This window comes from Ruegeria sp. AM2 (assembly GCF_056540685.1).
This window is the reverse complement of sequence record NZ_JBQFXE010000001.1, coordinates 506618-525616: the sequence shown is the minus strand read 5'-3', so window position 1 is coordinate 525616 and position 18999 is coordinate 506618. Positions and strand designations below refer to the sequence as shown.

Genomic DNA, 18999 nt, shown 5'->3' with positions numbered 1-18999 from the left:
ATTAAGTGTAGCCGAGGGAAACTGGGCGGGCAAGGGGGCTCAGACAGCCTCGACATAGCTAAGCCAGTGATCCTCGGGTGCGCGGTCGGCAAATCGGCGGATTTCCTGCCGTTTGGTCATGGCCATGTATCGGATCAGGTCAGCCGGGAAGATGCGCGCGACATGCGGATCAGTTTCAAAAGCGGAAATGGCTGCGTCCCAACTGCCTGCCAGTTGTGGTAACCCGTCGATGTCGTAGGCGTTGCCCGTGATCGGAGCGGGCGGTTGCGCGGCATCTTCGATTCCGTTCAGCGCGGCACCCAATACAGCGGCCAGCATAAGGTAGGGGTTGATGTCACCCCCTGCCACGCGATGTTCAATCCGTCGCGCTGAAGGAGCACCCCCAGGAACGCGCAGGGCTGCAGTGCGGTTTTCATAGGCCCAGCTTGCTCCAGTCGGCGCATGTGCGCCCGGCACCAGCCGCGCGTAAGAGTTTCCGTGTGGTGCGAAGATCAGTGTGCAGCCGGGCATCGCTGCCAGACAGCCAGCAATCGCCGAGCGTAGAATGTCGGTTCCGTCAGGCCCGTCATTGTCAAAGACGTTCTTGCCCTGACGATCAACGACCGAAAAATGCACATGCATTCCGTTTCCGGCGTCATCGGCATAGGATTTGGCCATGAACGTGGCTGCAAACCCGTGTTTACGTGCAATTCCGCGCGTCAAAGCCTTGAAAAGCCATGTGTCGTCGGCGCATCGCATCGCGTCTTGATGGTTGAGATTAATCTCGAACTGACCGATTCCACTTTCCGAAATCGCGGTTTGTGCCGGGATGCCCATTGCGGCGCACCCATCGTAAAGGTCGTTGAAAAACGCGTCGAACGCGTCCATTTCCGCCATCGACAGAACCGCTTCGTGCGATAGTCGCCGGTCGGTTGCAGGATTGATCGGAGGGCGCGGTTGATTACCGCTGGCGTCTATGAGGGTGAATTCTAACTCCGTCGCCGCGACGACGGACCAGCCGCGCGACGCGTAGCGATGCAAAACCCGCGACAATGCGTGACGAGGATCGCCTGCAAACGGAACACGGTCATCATCGTACATGCACATCGGAACAAGCGCCGTAGGAACGTCCAGCCATGGCACCGGAATAGGTCCACGCTCGGTCGGCAACAGCACTCCATCTGCGTCACCGGATTCGAATACCAACGGGCTGCCCTCGATGTCGGCCCCCCAAAGATCCACGTTCAAGGCCGAAAACGGCATCCGAACCGCTGCCTTGTCCAGTTTGCTGGCATAAGAGGAAGGCACCCGTTTGCCGCGCATCTGGCCATTCAGGTCACATGCGGCAACGCGAAAAGTGTGTAGGGCGCTCAGGTCCATCTGATCCTCCGGACATTTGTCTGAACTAGGTTTAAATGACGTCTGTTGGCATGTCACGAAATTTGATCAAATTATACGCCAAGAGTCCTCGGCACTATGTGAAAGCGGCACGCGTCGGTGTGAACAGACCATCTAAGTTTCCGTTTTCCTGTCGTTCTGGAACGGGATAGTGTCCGCCTATGGTTTACTGGTTCTTATTTCTGGCACTTGTTGCGGGTGGGGTCGCCCTTTGGTTTTGGTTCAAAAAGCAAAAACGTGACCGCCTGTTGGCCTCCAATCTGACCGAACATCAGCGCGGTGTGATTGACGCGCAAGTGCCGATCATCAAACGCTTGCCAAAGGATTTGCGCAGCAAGCTGGATGGAAAGGTTATCTTGTTCCTGGATCAGGTGAGTTTTGTCGGGTGCGACGGGCTGGACGTGACTGAGGAGATGGAACTGTCTATCGCCGCACAGGCCTGTTTGCTCGTGATCAACAGCGATCTTTGGTACGACAATCTGACGACGATCCTGATTTATCCCAATGCATTTAAGTCAAAACAGCAGCGGCATTCCGGATATGTTGTCACCGAAAAAGAGATCGTCCGCACCGGGGAAAGCTGGGATCGGGGTCCGGTGATCCTGTCCTGGGCACACAGCCAACAAGGCGCTTTGAACGACCATGACGGTCAAAACGTGGTCCTGCATGAATTCGCACATCAGATCGATGACCTTTCAGGCGGCACCAATGGCGTTCCGATCCTGAGCAAAGGGCAGAGTTTTGCCGAATGGGAGAGGGTGTTTTTAACCGCCTATGACGCCCATGTTCAAGCGGTCGAGCGCGGACAACACACTGTAATCGATCCTTACGGCGCGACTGGACACGAAGAGTTCTTTGCTGTCTCGGTCGAAGTGTTCTTCGAGCAGCCCCGCGCGCTAAAGCACGAAGTTCCGGCGGTTTACGAACAACTTTCGCAGCTATTCAGGTTGAACCCGGCGGACTGGAGCTAGCGCGCCAGGTTCAATCTGAACCGCATTTTGCCACGTTTGTCTGACGGCAAATGGCGGTTCAGGCGTTTGTTGACGCGGCCAAAGCTCCAGACGATCACAAGCGTCAAGAGGATGAAATAGAACGCCAGAATCGGGTAAGGGACAAAAGGGTTGAACGTCTTGTCCGCGAAGTAACTGGCGTAATACAGGGCGTCACCCCGTTGCTGCCAGGCCGGGAAGGCCGAGAAGAAAACCAGCGTGGTGGACTGAAACACAAAGATCGCTTCATTGGTATAGGCAGGCCACGCCAGTCGTAGCATGGTAGGCCAGACAATGCGCCGGAAGCGCGACCAGCCGGACATGCCATAGGCGTCTGCCGCCTCGATGTCGCCTTTAGGGATCGAACGAAGTGCGCCATAGAAGATCTCGCCCGAATAGGCCGAGGTGTTCAGGAAAAGGACGATCAATGCCCCCAACCACGCCGATGTGAAGGCATCGAACATCGGGTAGGGTTTCTTTAGCGACAGGAAGAAGAAATAGGCAAAGAAGAACTGAATAAACAGCGGCGAACCGCGGAAGAGAAAGATGAACCACTCGGCCGGATTGCGCAGCCATTTGTTCGGCGAGGCCTTTCCGACTGCCAGCGCGGTAGCAAGGAAGAAGCCGGTGACCATCGCCATGATGCCGAAATAGATATTCCAGATCATGCCCGAGCCGATCAGCGTGAAATGCTCGCACAGTGTGAAATCAGTTTTGGGTAGCAGGCGTTCGCCAAAGCCCAGCGAGCGCAGGCCGTAATCCTGAATGGTCTGGAGACAGCTCATGCGGTAGTCTCCTTTCGCAGAAGCTCTCCGCCGGATGTGGCCTGACCGTGGGACAGGCGGCGCATCAGTTTTTCAAGACCGATCTCGGACACGCGGGTCATGCCGAGGTAGAAGATCAGCAGTGCGAGGAAATACCACATGCGCCAGTCGCCGTGGGGGTAGTCGGTAAAGCGCGAGGTTTTGGTGCCGCCCAGTTCGCGGGCCCAATAAACGATGTCCTCGATGCCTAGCAGGAACAGCAGCGGCGTGGCCTTAATCAGGACCATCCACAGGTTCGACAGGCCGGGCAGAGCGTAGACCCACATCTGCGGCACGAGAATGCGCCAGAAGGTCTGGCGGCGGGTCATGCCATAGGCCTCGGCCGTTTCCAGTTGGGCGTGAGGCACGGCGCGCATGCCGCCGAACAGGACGTTTGCTGCGAAGGCTCCGAACACGATGGAGAAGGTGATGACGGCCAGGCAGAACCCGTAGGTTTCATGCACCCATTCCGGTGACGTTCCCAGCGGCAGTTTCGCGGCCTGACAAACGATGAAGTCATTGCCCTGGCGCACCGGGTCGGTCCATTCGGGGCACAAGACCTTGTGGCGAAGCCACTCGAATCCCTGATCAAGTGCAATCACGAAAAACAGAAAGAATGCGATGTCGGGCACGCCACGCACGATGGCGATATACGCTTTGCCCAGCCAGCTTAGCGGCGGGAAGTGCGACCGGGCAGACATTGCGCCCAAAAAACCAAAACTCAGCGCAACCGGGGCGGTGACGGCCAGCAGGGCAAGGACCTTGATGAATGACAGGTAAAACGACCAGTGGACGCCATTGGTCAGATAACACGAAAACCATCGGAACGTGCCGAGCGTGTCGGGATCAGCGCAGTAGGAGAACATATGGCGTCTTTCGAACGTCTTTACCGGCAACGCCGGTGTCGCGGCCCGGCGCTGAGGCACCGGGCCGGAATGTGTTAGGTACTAGTTGGTGACGACTGAACCGTCAGTACCGTAAGTGGCGGTTTCTTCACCGAACCACTTGATCAGCATTTCATTCAGTGTGCCATCGGCTTTCATGGAAGTGATGGCTTCGTCGAACTTGCCGCGCAACTCACCGTCGCTTTCACGCAGGCCCATGCCGACGCCACCGCCCAGCGGAACCGGATCTCCAACAAAGACCAGTTCACCGCCCGATTCCTCTACCAACGGGACCAGATAATCACGGTCTGCCAGAACGGCATCGGCTTCTCCGTTTCGAACGGCCGCGATGGTTTCTTCAGGCGTTGCGAATTCGACAAGGGTTGCACCGGTTTCGGCGACGTGACCTGCCTGGATGGTGGCAGTTTGCGCAGCAACAATACCGCCTGCCACATCCGCCGCGTCAGAGGTCGCTACATATGCCGAAGCGGTTGGAGGATAGTAGTCTTGAGTGAAGTCGATCACTTCGTCACGCTCGTCGGTGATCGACATGCCTGCGATGATGGTGTCGTAGTTACCCGAGACAAGGTTCGGAATGATCGAATCCCAGTCATTCTTGACCCATTCGCATTCCAGACCGGCGCGTTTGCACAGCTCATCGCCGACGTCACGCTCGAACCCGTCGATCTCACCGGCATCGTTGATGAAGTTGTACGGAGGGTAGGCGCCTTCGGTGCCCATGCGCACGGTGTCGGCCATCGCGAAACCGGCTGTCAGCGCCAGCGCTGCAGTGGTCAGAATCAGGTTTTTCATTGGTAACTCCCCTAAGTTGTTCTGTCCTGAGTTATGCCGCCTGAGTGGCGGAGAGAAAACCCCGAAGCCTTTCGGATTCGGGCGTGGTAAAGAGGTCCTCTGGCAGGCCCTCTTCTTCAATCCGGCCTTGATGTAGAAACACCACGTGGCTCGAGATATCGGCAGCCATTTTCATGTCGTGGGTCACGATGATCATGGTTCGCCCTTCGGCGGCCAAGTCTCTGATGACCTTGATCACTTCCTGTTCCAGCTCGGGGTCCAGCGCCGAGGTCGGTTCGTCGAACAACAGCGCTTCGGGCTCCATGCACAGACCGCGTGCGATTGCCGCGCGTTGTTGTTGACCGCCCGACAATTGCGCGGGATAGACATCACATTTGTCGCCGATGCCGACCTTTTCCAGATACTTGCGCGCACTATCTTCGACCTCGGCCCTGTCGCGGCCCAGAACGGTGATCGGGGCCTCCATCACGTTTTGCAGGATGGTCATATGAGCCCACAGGTTGAATTGCTGAAACACCATCGACAGGTTGGTACGGATGCGCAGGACCTGTTTGGGGTCGGCAGGGCGGCGGTGGTGATGGTTGCCGGCCCACCGAACCGGTTCACCCTTGAACAGAATTTCACCTTCCTGGCTGTCTTCCAAGAGGTTGCAGCAACGCAAAAGCGTGGATTTTCCCGAACCGGATGACCCGATCAATGACACCACATCGCCGCGATGGGCCGTGATGTCGACACCCTTGAGGACTTCGAGTTGTCCAAAGCTCTTGTGAAGGTTTCTGATCTCGATGACGGGAGCGGTTTCTGTCACGGGCGGTCCAAGAGTGGTTGGTGTTGATGCGGTACTAGGGCCGAAAAATCGGACCAATGCAATGCGCAAATGATAAGATCAAGCGCAGATACGGCCAAATTGACCAGACGTTCTGCCCGAAATCGTCAGTTCGATGCGCGCAATGCCTTTGGCGTGGGCGGATTGGGGACGCTGAGGTACTGATCGGCAGGAATATCGATCAGACCGCACAGATGCAAAGATCTCTGATCTACGATTGGCATGTCGCCTATCGCCGCACGAACGGCCTCTGCGATCCGGTGTGGGTTCTGGTTCAATGCGGTAATGAAGGGCAGGGCAGGCGTGGGACGCGTGGTAGCAACTTCGCGCAACGCACCACCCAATTCGGTGTTTTCCTGCAGCAAGACCCAAGTCAGCGCGTCAAGCGACGCAAAGTCAGCGCGCCGGTCCTCAACTGCCTGCGCGGACAGCGCATGGCCGCCCGTTTCCAGCAATTCGCCGGGGGCCAGACCCAACTTTGTCAGGTGAGTAATCGGCGCGGCCCATCCGGACTGTGACACGGCCTCGTTAAAAGCAAAGGTGCCCTTGGTCAGGTCGTGGAGGTCGCGATTGTCTTCGGCTCGGGCGACAAAAACCGAGCAGTAGTAGCCAGGCGGACAGCCTTGAAGGTCATAGTGTGGCGTCCCGACCAACTGCACTTTGCCGTGCAGACGGGTGCGGTAAGGCATGCCGCAGGTTTGCGCCAGCACCAGTTCCGGGTCCTGCCAGACGTCCCAAACGTCGCGGTCGCGCGTCAGGTGATCGGGTCCAAATCCTAGATTGTCGCGAATCGACGACCAAAGCCGGTCATTAACCGATTGCAGCGCGGGCATGTCGTACATGCCCAGCATCGCAATCACGATTTGGCGGCCTTTTGGCGGGCTAAAGCCGAATCGACATCGCTGACCCCCAGCAGGCTAACCACCAGCCGCAGCAGTGAGTCCTCTTCACCGGTCCGGTGCCCATCAGCCAAAGCAACCGACCACATGGCTTGAACTACGGCCAAGCGATCCTCATAGGCCACAGCTTCCTTGATGGCGCGCGTGAAACGAACGGTGTCAGGGGCCTCGGCCTCAAGATCTTCGGCGCGGGCGCGCAGGCCGGCTGCTTCGAAAGGGGACAAGCCGTAGCGTTCCGCCGAAATCCGGTCGATTCGCGCCATTTCGCTGTCGGCATAGTCGTTGTCAGAGCGGGCGATGCGCACCAGAAGGGCCGTCAGGGCCAGTCGGGCGTCGTCGTCGGCAAGTGGGTCGGGCTGAGGCTGCGTGAGCCTGGACAGAAATTCACTGAACATGGGAACAGATATAGCCCCGGCTTAACTGGCTTCCAAGCGGCTTTGCACGCGTTCTCGTGCGGCCTTGCTGTCATTGAAGCTCAGCCCCATTGCGGCGCGGGCTTCCTCGACGATCTTGATCTCACCTTCGTCCGAGTTGCCATCGGCCAGAACCACCTCCCACAGCGCATCCAGCGCGGCGAGGCGTTCCTGCAGATCAGTCGTTTCACGGATCAGCTTGCCGAACGTATCGGTTTCCGGAGCGGCGGCGTGCAGTTTCTCGCACGTTGCGCGCACTTTGGCGGCCTCAATCGCGTTGTGCTGATACAACCTGGCGAGGATTCGATCGATCAGACTGATTTCTTCCAGCTTATAGTCCCGATCCGCCTGCGCGACGCGCACCATCAACGCACCCAGCGCCAATTCGGCATCCGGGTCTGGCAAGTTGTCGTGCTGTGGCGGGCGAAACGCCTGAAAGAGTTTCTTTAGCATGAGGCCAGCCTATTCCATATTTTGTGGTCCGCCAAGCGGTGACTACCCGTCATAGCCCTGAATGATCACTAAATCGCCGGTTGAAACTGGATCGCGCAAAGCTTTGGCTTTCTGGTACCCTTCGCTTTCGTAACAGGCCAGCGCCTGTTCGTAGCTGGAGAACTCGATTACAACCGTCCGCGCGCGGGCTTTGCCCTCGACATTGGTCCTTTCGCCGCCACGGACCAGGAATTTCGCGCCGTATTCAGCAAATGGTGAGGCGTTTGCCGCGATGTAGTTCTTATATGTCTCCATGTCGTCCACGTCGACATGTGCAACCCAATACCCTTTGGCCATCTAATTCCTCCTCCGCTATCCAGCGCAAGGTGCGAAGGAACGTCTCAGATTGCAATCCCCTAATAACGTTCAGCCCCCGGACTGCAGGGCCTCGCTGGCCTTCTCCTGCAGCCATGCAACCATCTGCCGGTAGGGTACGGGTCCATAGCTGATGCGCGCCACGCCGAGTTTGGCAAGCGTCGGCGTGTCCGGCGTGCCGGGCAGGGCGATGATGTTGACCGGAAGGGCAGTTGCCTCGCACAGACGTCCGATCATGTCTTCATCTTTCAATCCCGGCGCGAAGAATCCGCTGGCACCGGCATCCTCGTATGCTTTCGCGCGCGCCATTGCGTCTTCCAGCATTGCCTCGCTATGCGTGTCAGGGGCGGCCTTCAGAAAGATGTCAGTCCGCGCGTTGATGAATGCGGGAATACCAGCCGCGTCACAACCTTCGCGCATTGCAGCGACTCGTGCTGCTTGCGCTTCGATGGCGTGGAGGTCCTTGGTTCCGACGATCTGGTCTTCGAAATTGAAGCCAATGACCCCAGTCTCCAGCGCGCGTCGCGCATTGTTGGCGATGCCCAATGCGTCTTCGGCGTAGGCCCCTTCGAAATCCAATGTGACCGGCAGGTCGACCGCGCCAACGATCCGGCGCGCATTATCCAGCGCGTAGTCCATCGGGATATTCTGGCCATCGCTGAACCCTTGCGCCATCGCAACTGGTGCGCTGCCAGTAGCCAGCGCCTGAGCACCAGCATCCTGAACCGCCTTGGCGCTGCCGACGTCCCAAATGTTGTAAAGGATGACCGGATTGCCCTTCTTATGCAGGGCGGCAAAGGTTTCTGCGCGCGTGATCTGATCAGTCATGGCCGGTCTCCTGTCGGTTGCTTGCCGACAGTTAACCGTGACAAAGGCCGCTGCGTATAGTTTTTTTCGCAGCAGCCCTCACTTTGCGGTGACTTAGACGAGGCGCGAGGTGTCTTTCGCAGCGCGCACAAACTCGCGGAACAAGGGGTGCGGGTCGAAAGGTTTCGACTTCAGTTCCGGGTGATACTGAACGCCGATGAACCACGGATGATCCGACCATTCCACAATCTCGGGCAGGCGACCGTCCGGAGACATGCCCGAGAAGTTCAGGCCCGCCTTTTCCAGCTTGTCGCGATACTTGATATCCACCTCATAGCGGTGACGGTGACGTTCTTCGATCTGGGTGCCGCCATAGACGTCCGCGACCTTCGAACCTTCGGCCAGAACCGCGTTATACGCGCCCAGGCGCATGGTACCGCCCTTGTCGTCGCCGACTTTGCGTTCGACCTTGTGGTTGCCCTGCACCCACTCTTTCAGGTGATAAACAACTGGTTCAAAACGTTTTTTACCAGCCTCATGGTCAAATTCTTCCGAACCTGCCTCGGCAATTCCAGCGGCATTGCGGGCCGCCTCGATCACGGCCATCTGCATGCCGAGACAGATGCCCAGATAGGGCACCTTATGCTCGCGCGCATACTGTGCGGCCTTGATCTTACCTTCGGTACCGCGCTCGCCAAACCCGCCGGGAACAAGGATGGCGTGGAAACCTTCCAAATAGGGGGCGGCGTCTTCGGTGTCGAACACTTCGGCATCGACCCATTCGATTTTGACTTTAACACGGTTGGCCATGCCGCCATGGGTCAGCGCCTCAGCAATCGACTTGTAGGCGTCCTCGAGTTGGGTGTATTTGCCGACAATCGCGACTTTCACTTCGCCCTCGGCATTATGGATGCGGTCGCTGACATCTTCCCACTTCGTCAGATCGGGCTTGGGGGCCGGGCTGATCTGGAATGCATCCAGAACCGCCTGATCCAGACCTTCCTTGTGGTAGGCCAGAGGCGCGTCGTAGATCGTCGAAAGGTCCTGTGCGGCGATCACGCTGTCAGGGCGGACGTTGCAGAACAAGGCGAGCTTCTCGCGCTCTTTCTTCGGGATCGGGCCTTCGGACCGGCAGACCAGAATGTCAGGGGCCAGACCGATTGAGCGCAGCTCTTTCACCGAGTGCTGGGTCGGCTTGGTTTTCAACTCTCCCGAGGCTTTGATGTAAGGCAGCAGGGTCAGGTGCATGAACAGGCACTGACCGCGGGGCTTGTCCTGGCTGAACTGACGAATGGCTTCGAAGAAAGGCAGGCCCTCGATGTCGCCCACGGTACCGCCAATTTCGCAAAGCATGAAATCGACCTCATCCTCGCCAATGGCGATGAAATCCTTGATCTCGTTGGTGACGTGGGGGATCACCTGAATGGTCTTGCCCAGGTAATCACCCCGGCGTTCCTTTTCCAGCACGTTGGAATAGATCCGGCCCGAGCTGACTGAGTCGGTGTTGCGGGCCGCCACGCCGGTGAAACGTTCATAGTGACCAAGGTCCAGATCGGTCTCGGCCCCGTCATCAGTGACGAACACTTCGCCATGTTCAAACGGTGACATTGTGCCCGGATCCACGTTCAGATAGGGGTCTAGCTTGCGCAAACGCACCGAGTATCCCCGTGCCTGCAACAGCGATCCCAGAGCCGCCGAAGCCAGCCCTTTGCCCAAGGACGAAACCACACCACCAGTGATGAATATAAAACGCGCCATGTTTTTCGGCTGCTCCCGTGAGACGTCAAAATCAGCTGCCCGGCGGCTTGAAAAAACCGCAGCACCACGGGACTTCACGTATAAAGGATTCGCGCCCAAAGCGCAAGAGAACCGCAAGATGCTGTTGCAGTTCTCTTTCTCAATTCTAGGTTTTGTGTGTCAGTCGGCCTGCGGGATCAGCGGCGCGTTGTCGCCCTGTGCCGGTGGCAAAAGGTCATCCGCAGACGGAACCGCAGGCGAGCTTTCCTCGGTCGCGGCCGGGGCAGGAACGCCCAGACGGTCAATGACCGAACTGCCTGAAGATTTCTGAGCCGCCAGAATGGTCAGTGTGATTGAGGTGACGATAAAGCACCCGGCCAGAATCCAAGTGACTTTGCCCAACGCCGTCGCCGCCGCACGGCCCGTCATGGCCCCGCCACCGCCGCCACCCATGCCAAGGCCTCCACCTTCGGACCGCTGCATCAGAACGACGGCGATCAGGCCCAAAGCCAGAAGAAGATGGATGATGAGAACGACGTTTTCCATGGTGGTCCTGTACAGCGTGGCGTGTATCGCGTGGTACTTATGCAAGTTTGGTTCCGGGGGCAAGGGACGAGTTGGCATCACGGTCGGTGATGTTGCACATCACGGCAAAGGGACTGGACAGGGCGTTGATCTGTAACGCAGGCTGCGTCTCATGCCACATGACGATCACGACCACCCGCACGCCCTTTTGCCGCCCGAACCCGCGCTTCGTGTCAAAGCGCTTGAGACGATTCTGACCCGCAAGGGTCTGATCAATCCGGCGGCGCTGGATGAGATCATCGACACCTATCAGAACAAGATCGGCCCGCAGAACGGTGCACGCGTCGTCGCCAAGGCCTGGAGCGATCCCGCATTCAAGGCAGCCTTGCTTGAGGATGCGACTCCAGTTGTCGCCGATATGGGATACTATGGTCGTCAAGGCGAACATATGGTTGTTGTCGAGAATACGCCCGAACAACACAATATGGTCGTCTGCACCCTCTGTAGCTGTTACCCTTGGCCGCTGCTTGGGATTCCTCCCGGCTGGTACAAGTCCGACGCCTACCGTGCCCGAGCAGTGCGTGAACCGCGCAAGGTTCTGTCCGAATTTGGCGTTACTTTGCCCGATTCGAGCGCTGTTCGAGTTTGGGATTCCACGGCCGAGATGCGTTACCTAGTCCTGCCGATGCGCCCTGAAAACACCGAAGGACTGGACGAAGACGCGCTGGCTGCATTGGTGACCCGCGACAGCATGATCGGAACGGGCCTACCCACGGTGCCATCATGACTCGTGCTCATGACATGGGCGGGCGGTTTGGGGATGGGCCCGTCATTCCCGAAGACGAAAACGGTCCTGTTTTTCCTGAAGAATGGCATGGTCGTGCGCTGGCGGTCACGTTGGCGGCGGGGTTTCTAGGCCAATGGAACATCGATATTTCTCGCCATGCCCGCGAAAGACTGTCGCCAAAGGACTATGCGCGCTTTTCCTACTATGAAAAATGGCTTGCCGGTTTGACCGACTTGTTGGTGGAGCAGGGGGTTCTGACGCGCGATGACCTCACGTCGTCAGATTCTGATGGTCTTCACCCTCTAGCCTCTCGCGCGCTGAAAGCCGATGCCGTATCTGCGGCTCTTTCCAAGGGCGGTCCGGCGGATCGTCCGTCTGATGTGCAGCAGAAATTCGAAGTCGGGCAGGCGGTGCGGACCGTTCAACCGGTGGCGAACCGGTTGGTGGATGGCGGACACACGCGACTGCCGGTCTACGCGGCAGCGGCGACGGGACGGGTCTTGCGCATGCATGGCACACACGTACTGCCGGACTCCAATGCGCATGGGCTCGGTGAAGCGCCCGAGCCACTCTATGCCGTAGTATTCCCGGCGTCCGAGCTTTGGGCGAGGCCGGAAAACCCCAAGGACGAAGTGGTTCTGGACTTGTGGCAAAGCTATCTGGAGCCCGCATGACAGAGTGCCTATCCCATGCAGCCCCAGAACCAGTCTTTGCGGAACCTTGGCATGCGCAGGTATTTGCGGTCACGGTCGCATTGAACGAAGCGGGACGTTTTGACTGGCCCGACTGGGCCGAGCGATTTTCGGGTACACTGAAACGCAACGGCCTGAACCGCGACCTGGATGGTGGGGATGACTATTTTCACGCGTGGCTCGAGACTCTCGAAGCTTTGTTGGCAGAAAAAGGGGATGCACCCAAGCAGGACGTCGCCGACCTGAAAACCGCTTGGGAAGACGCCTATCTTACGACGCCCCATGGCCAACCGGTTCGCTTGATACCGTCCTAGATTGGGGGCGCTGCCCCCGCCGCCCGTTTCGGGCGACTCCCCCGGGATATTTAGAGCCAGATGAAGCTGGGGATCCGTTCTTCATCTGGCCAAAAATATCCCCGCCGGAGGCACCGCGCGCAGCGCGGTTCTGGACTGCGGCGAAATACCGGTTTCCCTGCGGTGGACACATCGCTATACGAGCCGAGTTTGATAACTCAGCGCAAAAGGACCGGATATGGCCAATGTGGTTGTTGTCGGCGCCCAGTGGGGTGACGAAGGAAAAGGCAAGATCGTCGATTGGCTCAGCGAGAGGGCGGACGTGATCGCGCGTTTTCAGGGCGGGCACAACGCCGGACATACCCTGGTTATTGATGGCGAGGTCTACAAGCTGCACGCGTTGCCTTCGGGCGTGGTGCGCGGCGGCAAACTGAGTGTGATTGGCAATGGCGTTGTTTTGGACCCATGGCATCTGATCAAAGAGATCGGGACAATACGCGCACAAGGCGTCGACATCTCGCCTGAAACGCTCATGATTGCCGAAAATACGCCGCTGATTTTGCCGATCCATGGTGAGTTGGACCGCGCGAGGGAAGAGGCTGCGAGTAAGGGCACCAAGATCGGTACCACTGGGCGCGGTATCGGCCCGGCTTACGAGGACAAGGTTGGGCGCCGCTCGGTTCGTGTCGCCGATCTGGCCGATGAGGCGACGCTTGAGGCACGCGTGGACCGTGCGTTGCAGCACCATGATCCGCTGCGCAAGGGTTTGGGGATTGATCCGGTGGATCGCGACGCGCTGATTGCTCAGCTGAAAAACATTGCCGGAGAGATATTGCCTTTTGCAGCGCCCGTTTGGAAAGTGCTCAACGAAAAGCGCAAAGCGGGCAAGCGCATCCTGTTTGAAGGCGCACAGGGGGCGTTACTTGATATCGATTTTGGGACATATCCGTTTGTAACCTCATCAAACGTGATCGCCGGGCAGGCAGCGACGGGTGTGGGCATCGGACCAGGCTCAATAGATTTCGTATTGGGAATCGTCAAAGCCTATACGACCCGCGTTGGAGAAGGCCCGTTCCCGACCGAATTGGAGGATGCAGATGGCCAGCGCCTGGGCGAGCGAGGGCATGAGTTCGGCACCACCACCGGCCGCAAACGTCGTTGCGGTTGGTTCGATGCTTGTCTGGTGCGCCAGACCTGTGCGACGAGCGGTGTGAACGGTATTTCGCTGACCAAGCTGGACGTGCTGGATGGATTCGAGACGCTGAAAATCTGCGTCGGCTACGAACTGGACGGCACCCGTCTGGATTATCTGCCAACCGCGGCGGATCAGCAGGCAAGATGCACTCCGATTTACGAGGAAATGCCGGGATGGAGTGAGTCCACAGAAGGCGCGCGCAGTTGGGCGGATTTGCCCGCCAACGCTATCAAATACGTGCGCCGGGTCGAGGAATTGATCGAATGCCCCGTTGCGCTTCTGTCCACAAGTCCGGAGCGGGAGGACACCATTCTGGTGACCGACCCGTTTGCTGACTGATGGTAAAGGGCCAAAAGACAGGGCTCAGCTATAAGGCCCGTCGCCGCTGGTCGATGGTTCTATTGCTGGTTGGGTTGCCTATATACATCGTTGCTGTTGTAACGGTTGTGAATTGGCTTGAGCGCCCACCTATCTGGTTGGAATTTCTGGTTTATGTGGCTTTGGGAGTGCTCTGGGCCCTGCCGTTCAAATTCGTTTTCCGAGGTGTCGGGAAAGAAGACCCCGATGAAGGCCCCAAATAGGGGGCCGATAAAAGCACCCTTCAGCGTTCTTCCGACCAACTGAATACAGCGCGGGCATATGCGTGGTATTCCCCGGCCAGTTCCCGGGCAACGCTGAAGGGTGTTGGCCATGGTGGTGTCAGGGTCGCTTCAACTTGACCCGGCACAAGTTTCAGGTCGGCGTCGTGCTTATTTGCCAGGTGACGCATGCGCTGGTTGGTGGCGAGGCACAGCATGTGAACCTCTCGGATGCCACGGTTGCGCGCACCCGCGATAAGCCGAGAGAGTAGGGCGTCGCCAATTCCGTGCCCTTGCCACGGTGTTTCCACCGTAAACGCGGCCTCAGCCGCATAAGTTGGGCCGTCTTCGACATGACGCAGTTCCGCAACGCCGCGCAGGTGCGAATCCGGGAAGGCTCCGTAAACCAGCGCCGAATTGCTCAGAACACCTGATGCATAGTTTTCAACGAATTTTCGGGGAACAACCATGCCGAAGCGGGATCTGAGTGCTTCGTCGTCAAGATTCTGAAAGTGCGTTTCGATCTGCGCCTCATCAAAAACGCGCAGACGTCGGATTGCAAGATCGTACATGCCTGAAACTCCTTAAGAAGTAGGACATCGTGATGAAGTCAAACCTTGGACTCAGCCTAGCATTTTTCTGCACTGCAGCATAACTGACGCACCGTCAATAGAGCCTATTGGCATCTGTCGCGCACAAGGTGTGCTCAAATCGATACAGGCTTGGGCAGAGAAAAAACGGCCGGAGCCTCTTACCAAAAGCGGTGCAAGCCTCATGGCAACAATGGTTTGAATCACCAGTTTGGCGAAGAGTGCGTCTTCTGCCACTGAGAACTATAGGGTGTTTGAAACGCTCACATTACTCTTGCCTCAAAGCGTAATGCTAAAGGAAAACGCACTTGTGCGGTGTCCTTGGAAGGTGACTACCGGCGAGAAATATCTTGCTTGGGCATCGCTTACCCAATCAACAAATTAGGGCGTCAAAGCAGCGGTGCATTTCTGCGGCTGTACTGATTTCCTTTTGTCACGGGCCAGGTGTTGAGGCGTTGCTAGTCCTGGGTCCACCTTCACATGATCAGCAACAACTCTGGTAAGAAGCTTGCGGAGAGTTGTCCGCCCCCTTCAAACACGAGGGGGCGCGTTGATTCAACGAATTAGCCCGCCGCGCGCTTGTCCGCAGGGCGGAAACCGATGTCGTTTGAGGCAGCAAAACGTCCGCCACCGGCTTTTTCGATCTTTCCGTCGCGCAACAGCTGGCCAAACGAGCGCAGGCTCTCTTCACGATTGAAGTCGTCCTGTTTCAACGAGCGCACTTTGTTCATCAGTTGCGGGCGCGAAAACTGCTCTTGGCCTTCGATGAAAGACAGGTACGCGGCGGCGGCTTCCAACAAGTCAGACAGCGATTGCGCGCCCTGTTCCTGGGCAAAGTGGGCAAAGCCACCTTCTTCGTCGGCGCTGTCTTCCTGCTTGACGCGGCGCGGCGTGACCGGAGCGGTTTCGCCCTCCTTGGCATCAATGCGTTGCTCGGCCACCAGCTTCAGCGGGGCCGTTTCCATGGCCTTGGGACGGTGTGTGGTAACCTGAACTTCGGGGCGGCGCGGGCTGACGACGGATTCAAGGTCACCCCGATAATCCTTGTCGGGTGTCTCAGCGTGGCTGTCATCGCTGTCCCCGCGCTCTGCTTCCTTGGCGGCAACAGCGGCGCGCAGATGCGAATAGGTCTGCCGCTGATCCACGGTTTCGGGATCATCCATCCGCGCACCTGCCGAATCCATTAGGCGGGACACATCCTCGTCGGCTGCGGGGGGTTCCGCATCGACCGGCGCGGTGCGCGCGATCAGTTCTGCCTCGACCAATGTGATTTCATCCAGCAGCAAAGCCTCGTCATCGGCGTTCAGCACGGATGTGCTTGCGTCAGGGCTTTCCGTCTCTGGGTCTTGGTCAGCATCGGCATCTTCGTCACTGAGGAGATTCGCGATCTCGTCCACGGCCGCATCGGGTTCCGAATCTTCGTCGATGTCCGCGAACAGGATATCTTTGTCCGCGTCGTCCGGCTGGTCTTCGGAAAGCGCCTCGGTGGTCTCTTCAGGGGCTGCATCCACTTCGCTCAAAACAAGCGGTTCATGCGTTTGCTCGGCCACATCTTCATGGGCCAGCTCAGGTTCCGATTGGATGTGCTGGTCGGAATCACCGGATTCGGGCGGCATGTCGGGCTGCGGGTCATTTGAAACGTCAAACTGATCCGCTTCTGCTTCGAGGGGTTCCTCCAAATCAGCAGGGTTCAGCGTTCCGGCCTCAAAAGCCGCTGAGATCGCGTCGACTTTGGGTTTGGCGGCCGCCAGATATCCAGCGCCTTCCTCCTCATCCTCCGAGTGAGGTGGCGGCGAGTCTTCGTTGTGCGAAACCACGGCGCGAATACGCTGCAGTTTGGCAGCAATGCTGTCAGCGGGGGCGGGGTCTTGGGCGCCAGAGGGGGCTGTCGCCGGTTCGGAGGTGTCCGCGTGAGAGCTGGGGGTCGCAGGCTGCGCGTCGATTGGTTGCGTGGCAGCAGGCTCAGCTGCAACAGCAGCAGCCACCGAGGGGGTCTTATCCGTGGCGCGCAACAAAATGCCAGAGTCGTTCTGGCTGGCTTCAACCTTGCGCGCGATGTCGCGCTGGGCAATGCTGGTCAGCATGTTTGCGTCAGGCTGTGGCGGTTCGGAGCCGAAATAGCGGTCATCGGCGGCAAGATCACGAAAGTACTCGGCAATTGCCTTCATCGTTTCAAATGAATCGTCGAAGCCTTCCAATGTGCAGGAAAATGTTCCGTATGAAACGGTCAATACTTTGTTGTTCTGTACCATCAGACGCACGTCCTCTACAAACTACCCTGTCAATCTGCCGGGCGCGGTTCACGGCAATCGACTCGTAACTTTTGCCATGAACGTATCATTTTGTGGTCTGAATATGTCCAAAACCGGGAAAAATGGTCAATCTTAAGAAAAAAGAGCCGATTGTTCAGTCGGAGTCGCCTATTGCCTTGTTTGGAGGGGGAGAAATCGGCCCCGGGGACGTAAATTTGGCGCTGGATCGCGTCGAATTAACCGTTGCGGCGGATGGTGGGGCAGCTCATTTGCTCGATTCGGGTCACATTCCTGACGCCGTTCTTGGCGATTTTGATTCGCTTGATCCGTTCCAAATGGCCAGAATTCCGGCGGACCGGTTGTTTCCGATCCGGGAACAGAACACGACAGACTTTGACAAAGCACTTCGCAGCATTTGGGCGCCAGTGGTCATTGGTGTCGGGTTTCTGGGCGCGCGGCTGGATCACCAGTTGGCGGTTTTGAACACACTGGTTTACAGAGCGGATAGGCCTTGCATCCTGCTTGGCCCTCAAGAAATCGCGTTCCACGCACCGCCGGAACTTGAACTGGCGCTTGCGCCGGGTTCGATCATCTCATTGTTTCCATTTCGGCGAGTAATGGGGCGGAGCAAAGGGTTGGAATGGCCGATCGATGAAATGGTGTTCGAACCAGATGGGCAGGTCGGAACATCGAACCGGAGCGTGGCTGACATCAGGCTTGAAATGGATGGACCGGGTATGCTGGTGATGCTTCCACGCTCTGCGTTGGATCAGGTCATGCAGGCGTTTCTGTTGGGCCAGACCGGGCGTTGGCCCGTTCGTGCAGAATGACATACAGCCCCGCGGCGATGGTGATCAGAATGCCGACGGCTGCCAACCCATTCGGCAGGTCCCGGAAAATCATCCAGCCAATCAAAGTCGCCACCGGAATCTCAAGGTACTGCATTGGTGCCAGTGTCGCCGAGGGCGCGTATCGTAGCGACCACGTCATCAGCAGATGCGCAACAGTGCCAAGCGCACCTATGGCAAAAAGCAGCCACAGCGTTTCACCCGTGGGCGCGACAAACGACAATTGATCAACCTCCAAGCTCTCGCCAATCAGCAAGATCGGCAGCAAGATCGCTGTCGCCATCACCCCGGATACGGCTTGCAGAGAAACTGGATCGGTTTCCTTCGCGATCTTGCGAGTCACCAGCATGAACAGCGCGAACACCACTGCGACAATCAGGGGCAGCAGGGCCGGGGCTCCGACCTCGGCAAAGCTGGGCTGAATCACAAGCAAAGTGCCGACGAAACCGACAATACACGCCGTGAGGCGGCGCGGCCCGACCTGTTCGCCCAGCACAAAACGGCCTAACAGCAGCATGATGAACGGCATGACAAAGGCGATCGCCACAGCGTCGGCCAAAGGCAGATATAGCAGGGCGCTGAACATCGCCGAAATTCCAGCGATATGCAGAAGGGTGCGGATCAGGGTCAACCGAAGAATGCGCCCGCGCATCCGCCACGGCCTATCGGTCGCTACGATCAATGGCACCAAAATGACGACCTGAACCGCAAAGCGCACCAATACGAGCACAGCAATTGGCGTGGTCTCACCCAGCACCTTGGCCATGGCATCGCCCAACGGAGCAAGCACACAAAAGCCGAGCATCAGAAAGATGCCAAGAACGGGACGATCATGGGTCATGCCGCGCACGCTAGGGTAAGCCGTGCGCTGGGGAAAGGGGGAT

The 18999-nt window shown here is 58.0% G+C and carries 22 protein-coding genes; 7 read left to right on the top strand and 15 right to left on the bottom strand.

The window, feature by feature from the left end; translation table 11 throughout:
• Positions 1-39: 39 nt before the first annotated feature.
• Positions 40-1359, bottom strand: coding sequence for a glutamine synthetase family protein (locus tag ACR0CR_RS02620; protein WP_480596473.1), 1320 nt, complete (start codon positions 1357-1359; stop codon positions 40-42).
• A gap of 179 nt (positions 1360-1538) precedes the next feature.
• Here ACR0CR_RS02620 and ACR0CR_RS02615 point away from each other — a divergent pair, with 179 nt between their 5' ends.
• Positions 1539-2348, top strand: a complete 810-nt coding sequence (locus ACR0CR_RS02615) for a M90 family metallopeptidase (RefSeq protein ID WP_480596471.1) — start codon at positions 1539-1541, stop codon at positions 2346-2348.
• Here the strand turns inward: ACR0CR_RS02615 and ACR0CR_RS02610 are convergent.
• The 11 genes from ACR0CR_RS02610 to secG all read right to left on the bottom strand — a co-directional run bounded on the left by ACR0CR_RS02610 (position 2345) and on the right by secG (position 10901).
• Positions 2345-3151: an ABC transporter permease gene (locus tag ACR0CR_RS02610; RefSeq protein ID WP_480596469.1), complete on the bottom strand. Its 807-nt coding sequence runs from the start codon at positions 3149-3151 to the stop codon at positions 2345-2347. The genes ACR0CR_RS02615 and ACR0CR_RS02610 overlap by 4 nt on opposite strands.
• Positions 3148-4035, bottom strand: a complete 888-nt coding sequence (locus tag ACR0CR_RS02605) for an ABC transporter permease (RefSeq protein WP_480596467.1) — start codon at positions 4033-4035, stop codon at positions 3148-3150. The genes ACR0CR_RS02610 and ACR0CR_RS02605 overlap by 4 nt, the downstream gene beginning before the upstream one ends.
• Positions 4036-4116: 81 nt before the next feature.
• Positions 4117-4866: a transporter substrate-binding domain-containing protein gene (locus ACR0CR_RS02600; RefSeq protein WP_480596466.1), complete on the bottom strand. Its 750-nt coding sequence runs from the start codon at positions 4864-4866 to the stop codon at positions 4117-4119.
• 31 nt (positions 4867-4897) lie between these two features.
• Entirely contained in the window at positions 4898-5674 is a 777-nt protein-coding gene (locus ACR0CR_RS02595; protein WP_480596464.1) for an ABC transporter ATP-binding protein, read from the bottom strand.
• 125 nt (positions 5675-5799) lie between these two features.
• Positions 5800-6543, bottom strand: a complete 744-nt coding sequence (locus ACR0CR_RS02590; protein WP_480597509.1) for a phosphate/phosphite/phosphonate ABC transporter substrate-binding protein — start codon at positions 6541-6543, stop codon at positions 5800-5802.
• 5 nt (positions 6544-6548) lie between these two features.
• On the bottom strand, positions 6549-6986 hold the full coding sequence (locus ACR0CR_RS02585; protein ID WP_480596462.1) for a tellurite resistance TerB family protein: 438 nt from the start codon (positions 6984-6986) through the stop codon (positions 6549-6551).
• 21 nt (positions 6987-7007) lie between these two features.
• Positions 7008-7457, bottom strand: coding sequence for a tellurite resistance TerB family protein (locus ACR0CR_RS02580; protein ID WP_170652574.1), 450 nt, complete (start codon positions 7455-7457; stop codon positions 7008-7010).
• Positions 7458-7499: 42 nt separating this feature from the next.
• Entirely contained in the window at positions 7500-7793 is a 294-nt protein-coding gene (locus ACR0CR_RS02575; protein ID WP_480596460.1) for a DUF1330 domain-containing protein, read from the bottom strand.
• Positions 7794-7862: 69 nt separating this feature from the next.
• Complete coding sequence (locus tag ACR0CR_RS02570; protein ID WP_480596458.1) at positions 7863-8639, bottom strand: isocitrate lyase/PEP mutase family protein; 777 nt, start codon at positions 8637-8639, stop codon at positions 7863-7865.
• A gap of 93 nt (positions 8640-8732) precedes the next feature.
• Positions 8733-10376: a CTP synthase gene (locus ACR0CR_RS02565; protein ID WP_480596456.1), complete on the bottom strand. Its 1644-nt coding sequence runs from the start codon at positions 10374-10376 to the stop codon at positions 8733-8735.
• Positions 10377-10535: 159 nt separating this feature from the next.
• The gene (gene secG / locus ACR0CR_RS02560; protein WP_480596454.1) at positions 10536-10901 is read right to left on the bottom strand and encodes a preprotein translocase subunit SecG; all 366 of its coding nucleotides are present in this window, start codon (positions 10899-10901) and stop codon (positions 10536-10538) included.
• Positions 10902-11052: 151 nt separating this feature from the next.
• Between secG and nthA the strand changes: the two genes are divergently transcribed.
• The 5 genes from nthA to ACR0CR_RS02535 all read left to right on the top strand — a co-directional run bounded on the left by nthA (position 11053) and on the right by ACR0CR_RS02535 (position 14428).
• The gene (nthA, locus tag ACR0CR_RS02555; protein ID WP_480596452.1) at positions 11053-11667 is read left to right on the top strand and encodes a nitrile hydratase subunit alpha; all 615 of its coding nucleotides are present in this window, start codon (positions 11053-11055) and stop codon (positions 11665-11667) included.
• Positions 11664-12341, top strand: a complete 678-nt coding sequence (nthB, locus tag ACR0CR_RS02550; protein ID WP_480596450.1) for a nitrile hydratase subunit beta — start codon at positions 11664-11666, stop codon at positions 12339-12341. Before nthA ends, nthB begins: the two co-directional genes overlap by 4 nt.
• The gene (locus tag ACR0CR_RS02545; protein ID WP_480596448.1) at positions 12338-12673 is read left to right on the top strand and encodes a nitrile hydratase accessory protein; all 336 of its coding nucleotides are present in this window, start codon (positions 12338-12340) and stop codon (positions 12671-12673) included. The genes nthB and ACR0CR_RS02545 overlap by 4 nt, the downstream gene beginning before the upstream one ends.
• Positions 12674-12890: 217 nt before the next feature.
• Positions 12891-14186, top strand: coding sequence for an adenylosuccinate synthase (locus tag ACR0CR_RS02540; protein ID WP_480596446.1), 1296 nt, complete (start codon positions 12891-12893; stop codon positions 14184-14186).
• Positions 14186-14428 carry a DUF2842 domain-containing protein gene (locus ACR0CR_RS02535; RefSeq protein WP_480596445.1) on the top strand — a complete coding sequence of 81 codons (243 nt, stop codon included), beginning with the start codon at positions 14186-14188 and terminating at the stop codon, positions 14426-14428. Before ACR0CR_RS02540 ends, ACR0CR_RS02535 begins: the two co-directional genes overlap by 1 nt.
• 20 nt (positions 14429-14448) lie before the next feature.
• Here the strand turns inward: ACR0CR_RS02535 and ACR0CR_RS02530 are convergent, their stop codons facing one another.
• Positions 14449-14997, bottom strand: a complete 549-nt coding sequence (locus tag ACR0CR_RS02530) for a GNAT family N-acetyltransferase (protein ID WP_480596443.1) — start codon at positions 14995-14997, stop codon at positions 14449-14451.
• A 581-nt stretch (positions 14998-15578) separates the two neighbouring features.
• On the bottom strand, positions 15579-17267 hold the full coding sequence (locus tag ACR0CR_RS02525) for a hypothetical protein (RefSeq protein ID WP_480596441.1): 1689 nt from the start codon (positions 17265-17267) through the stop codon (positions 15579-15581).
• A gap of 215 nt (positions 17268-17482) precedes the next feature.
• Here ACR0CR_RS02525 and ACR0CR_RS02520 point away from each other — a divergent pair, with 215 nt between their 5' ends.
• Positions 17483-18097 (top strand): thiamine diphosphokinase, encoded by a 615-nt coding sequence (locus tag ACR0CR_RS02520; protein ID WP_480596439.1) that lies wholly within the window; start codon positions 17483-17485, stop codon positions 18095-18097.
• Here the strand turns inward: ACR0CR_RS02520 and ACR0CR_RS02515 are convergent.
• On the bottom strand, positions 18042-18956 hold the full coding sequence (locus ACR0CR_RS02515) for a DMT family transporter (protein ID WP_480596437.1): 915 nt from the start codon (positions 18954-18956) through the stop codon (positions 18042-18044). The two genes, ACR0CR_RS02520 and ACR0CR_RS02515, sit on opposite strands and share 56 nt — an antisense overlap.
• Positions 18957-18999 lie beyond the last annotated feature (43 nt).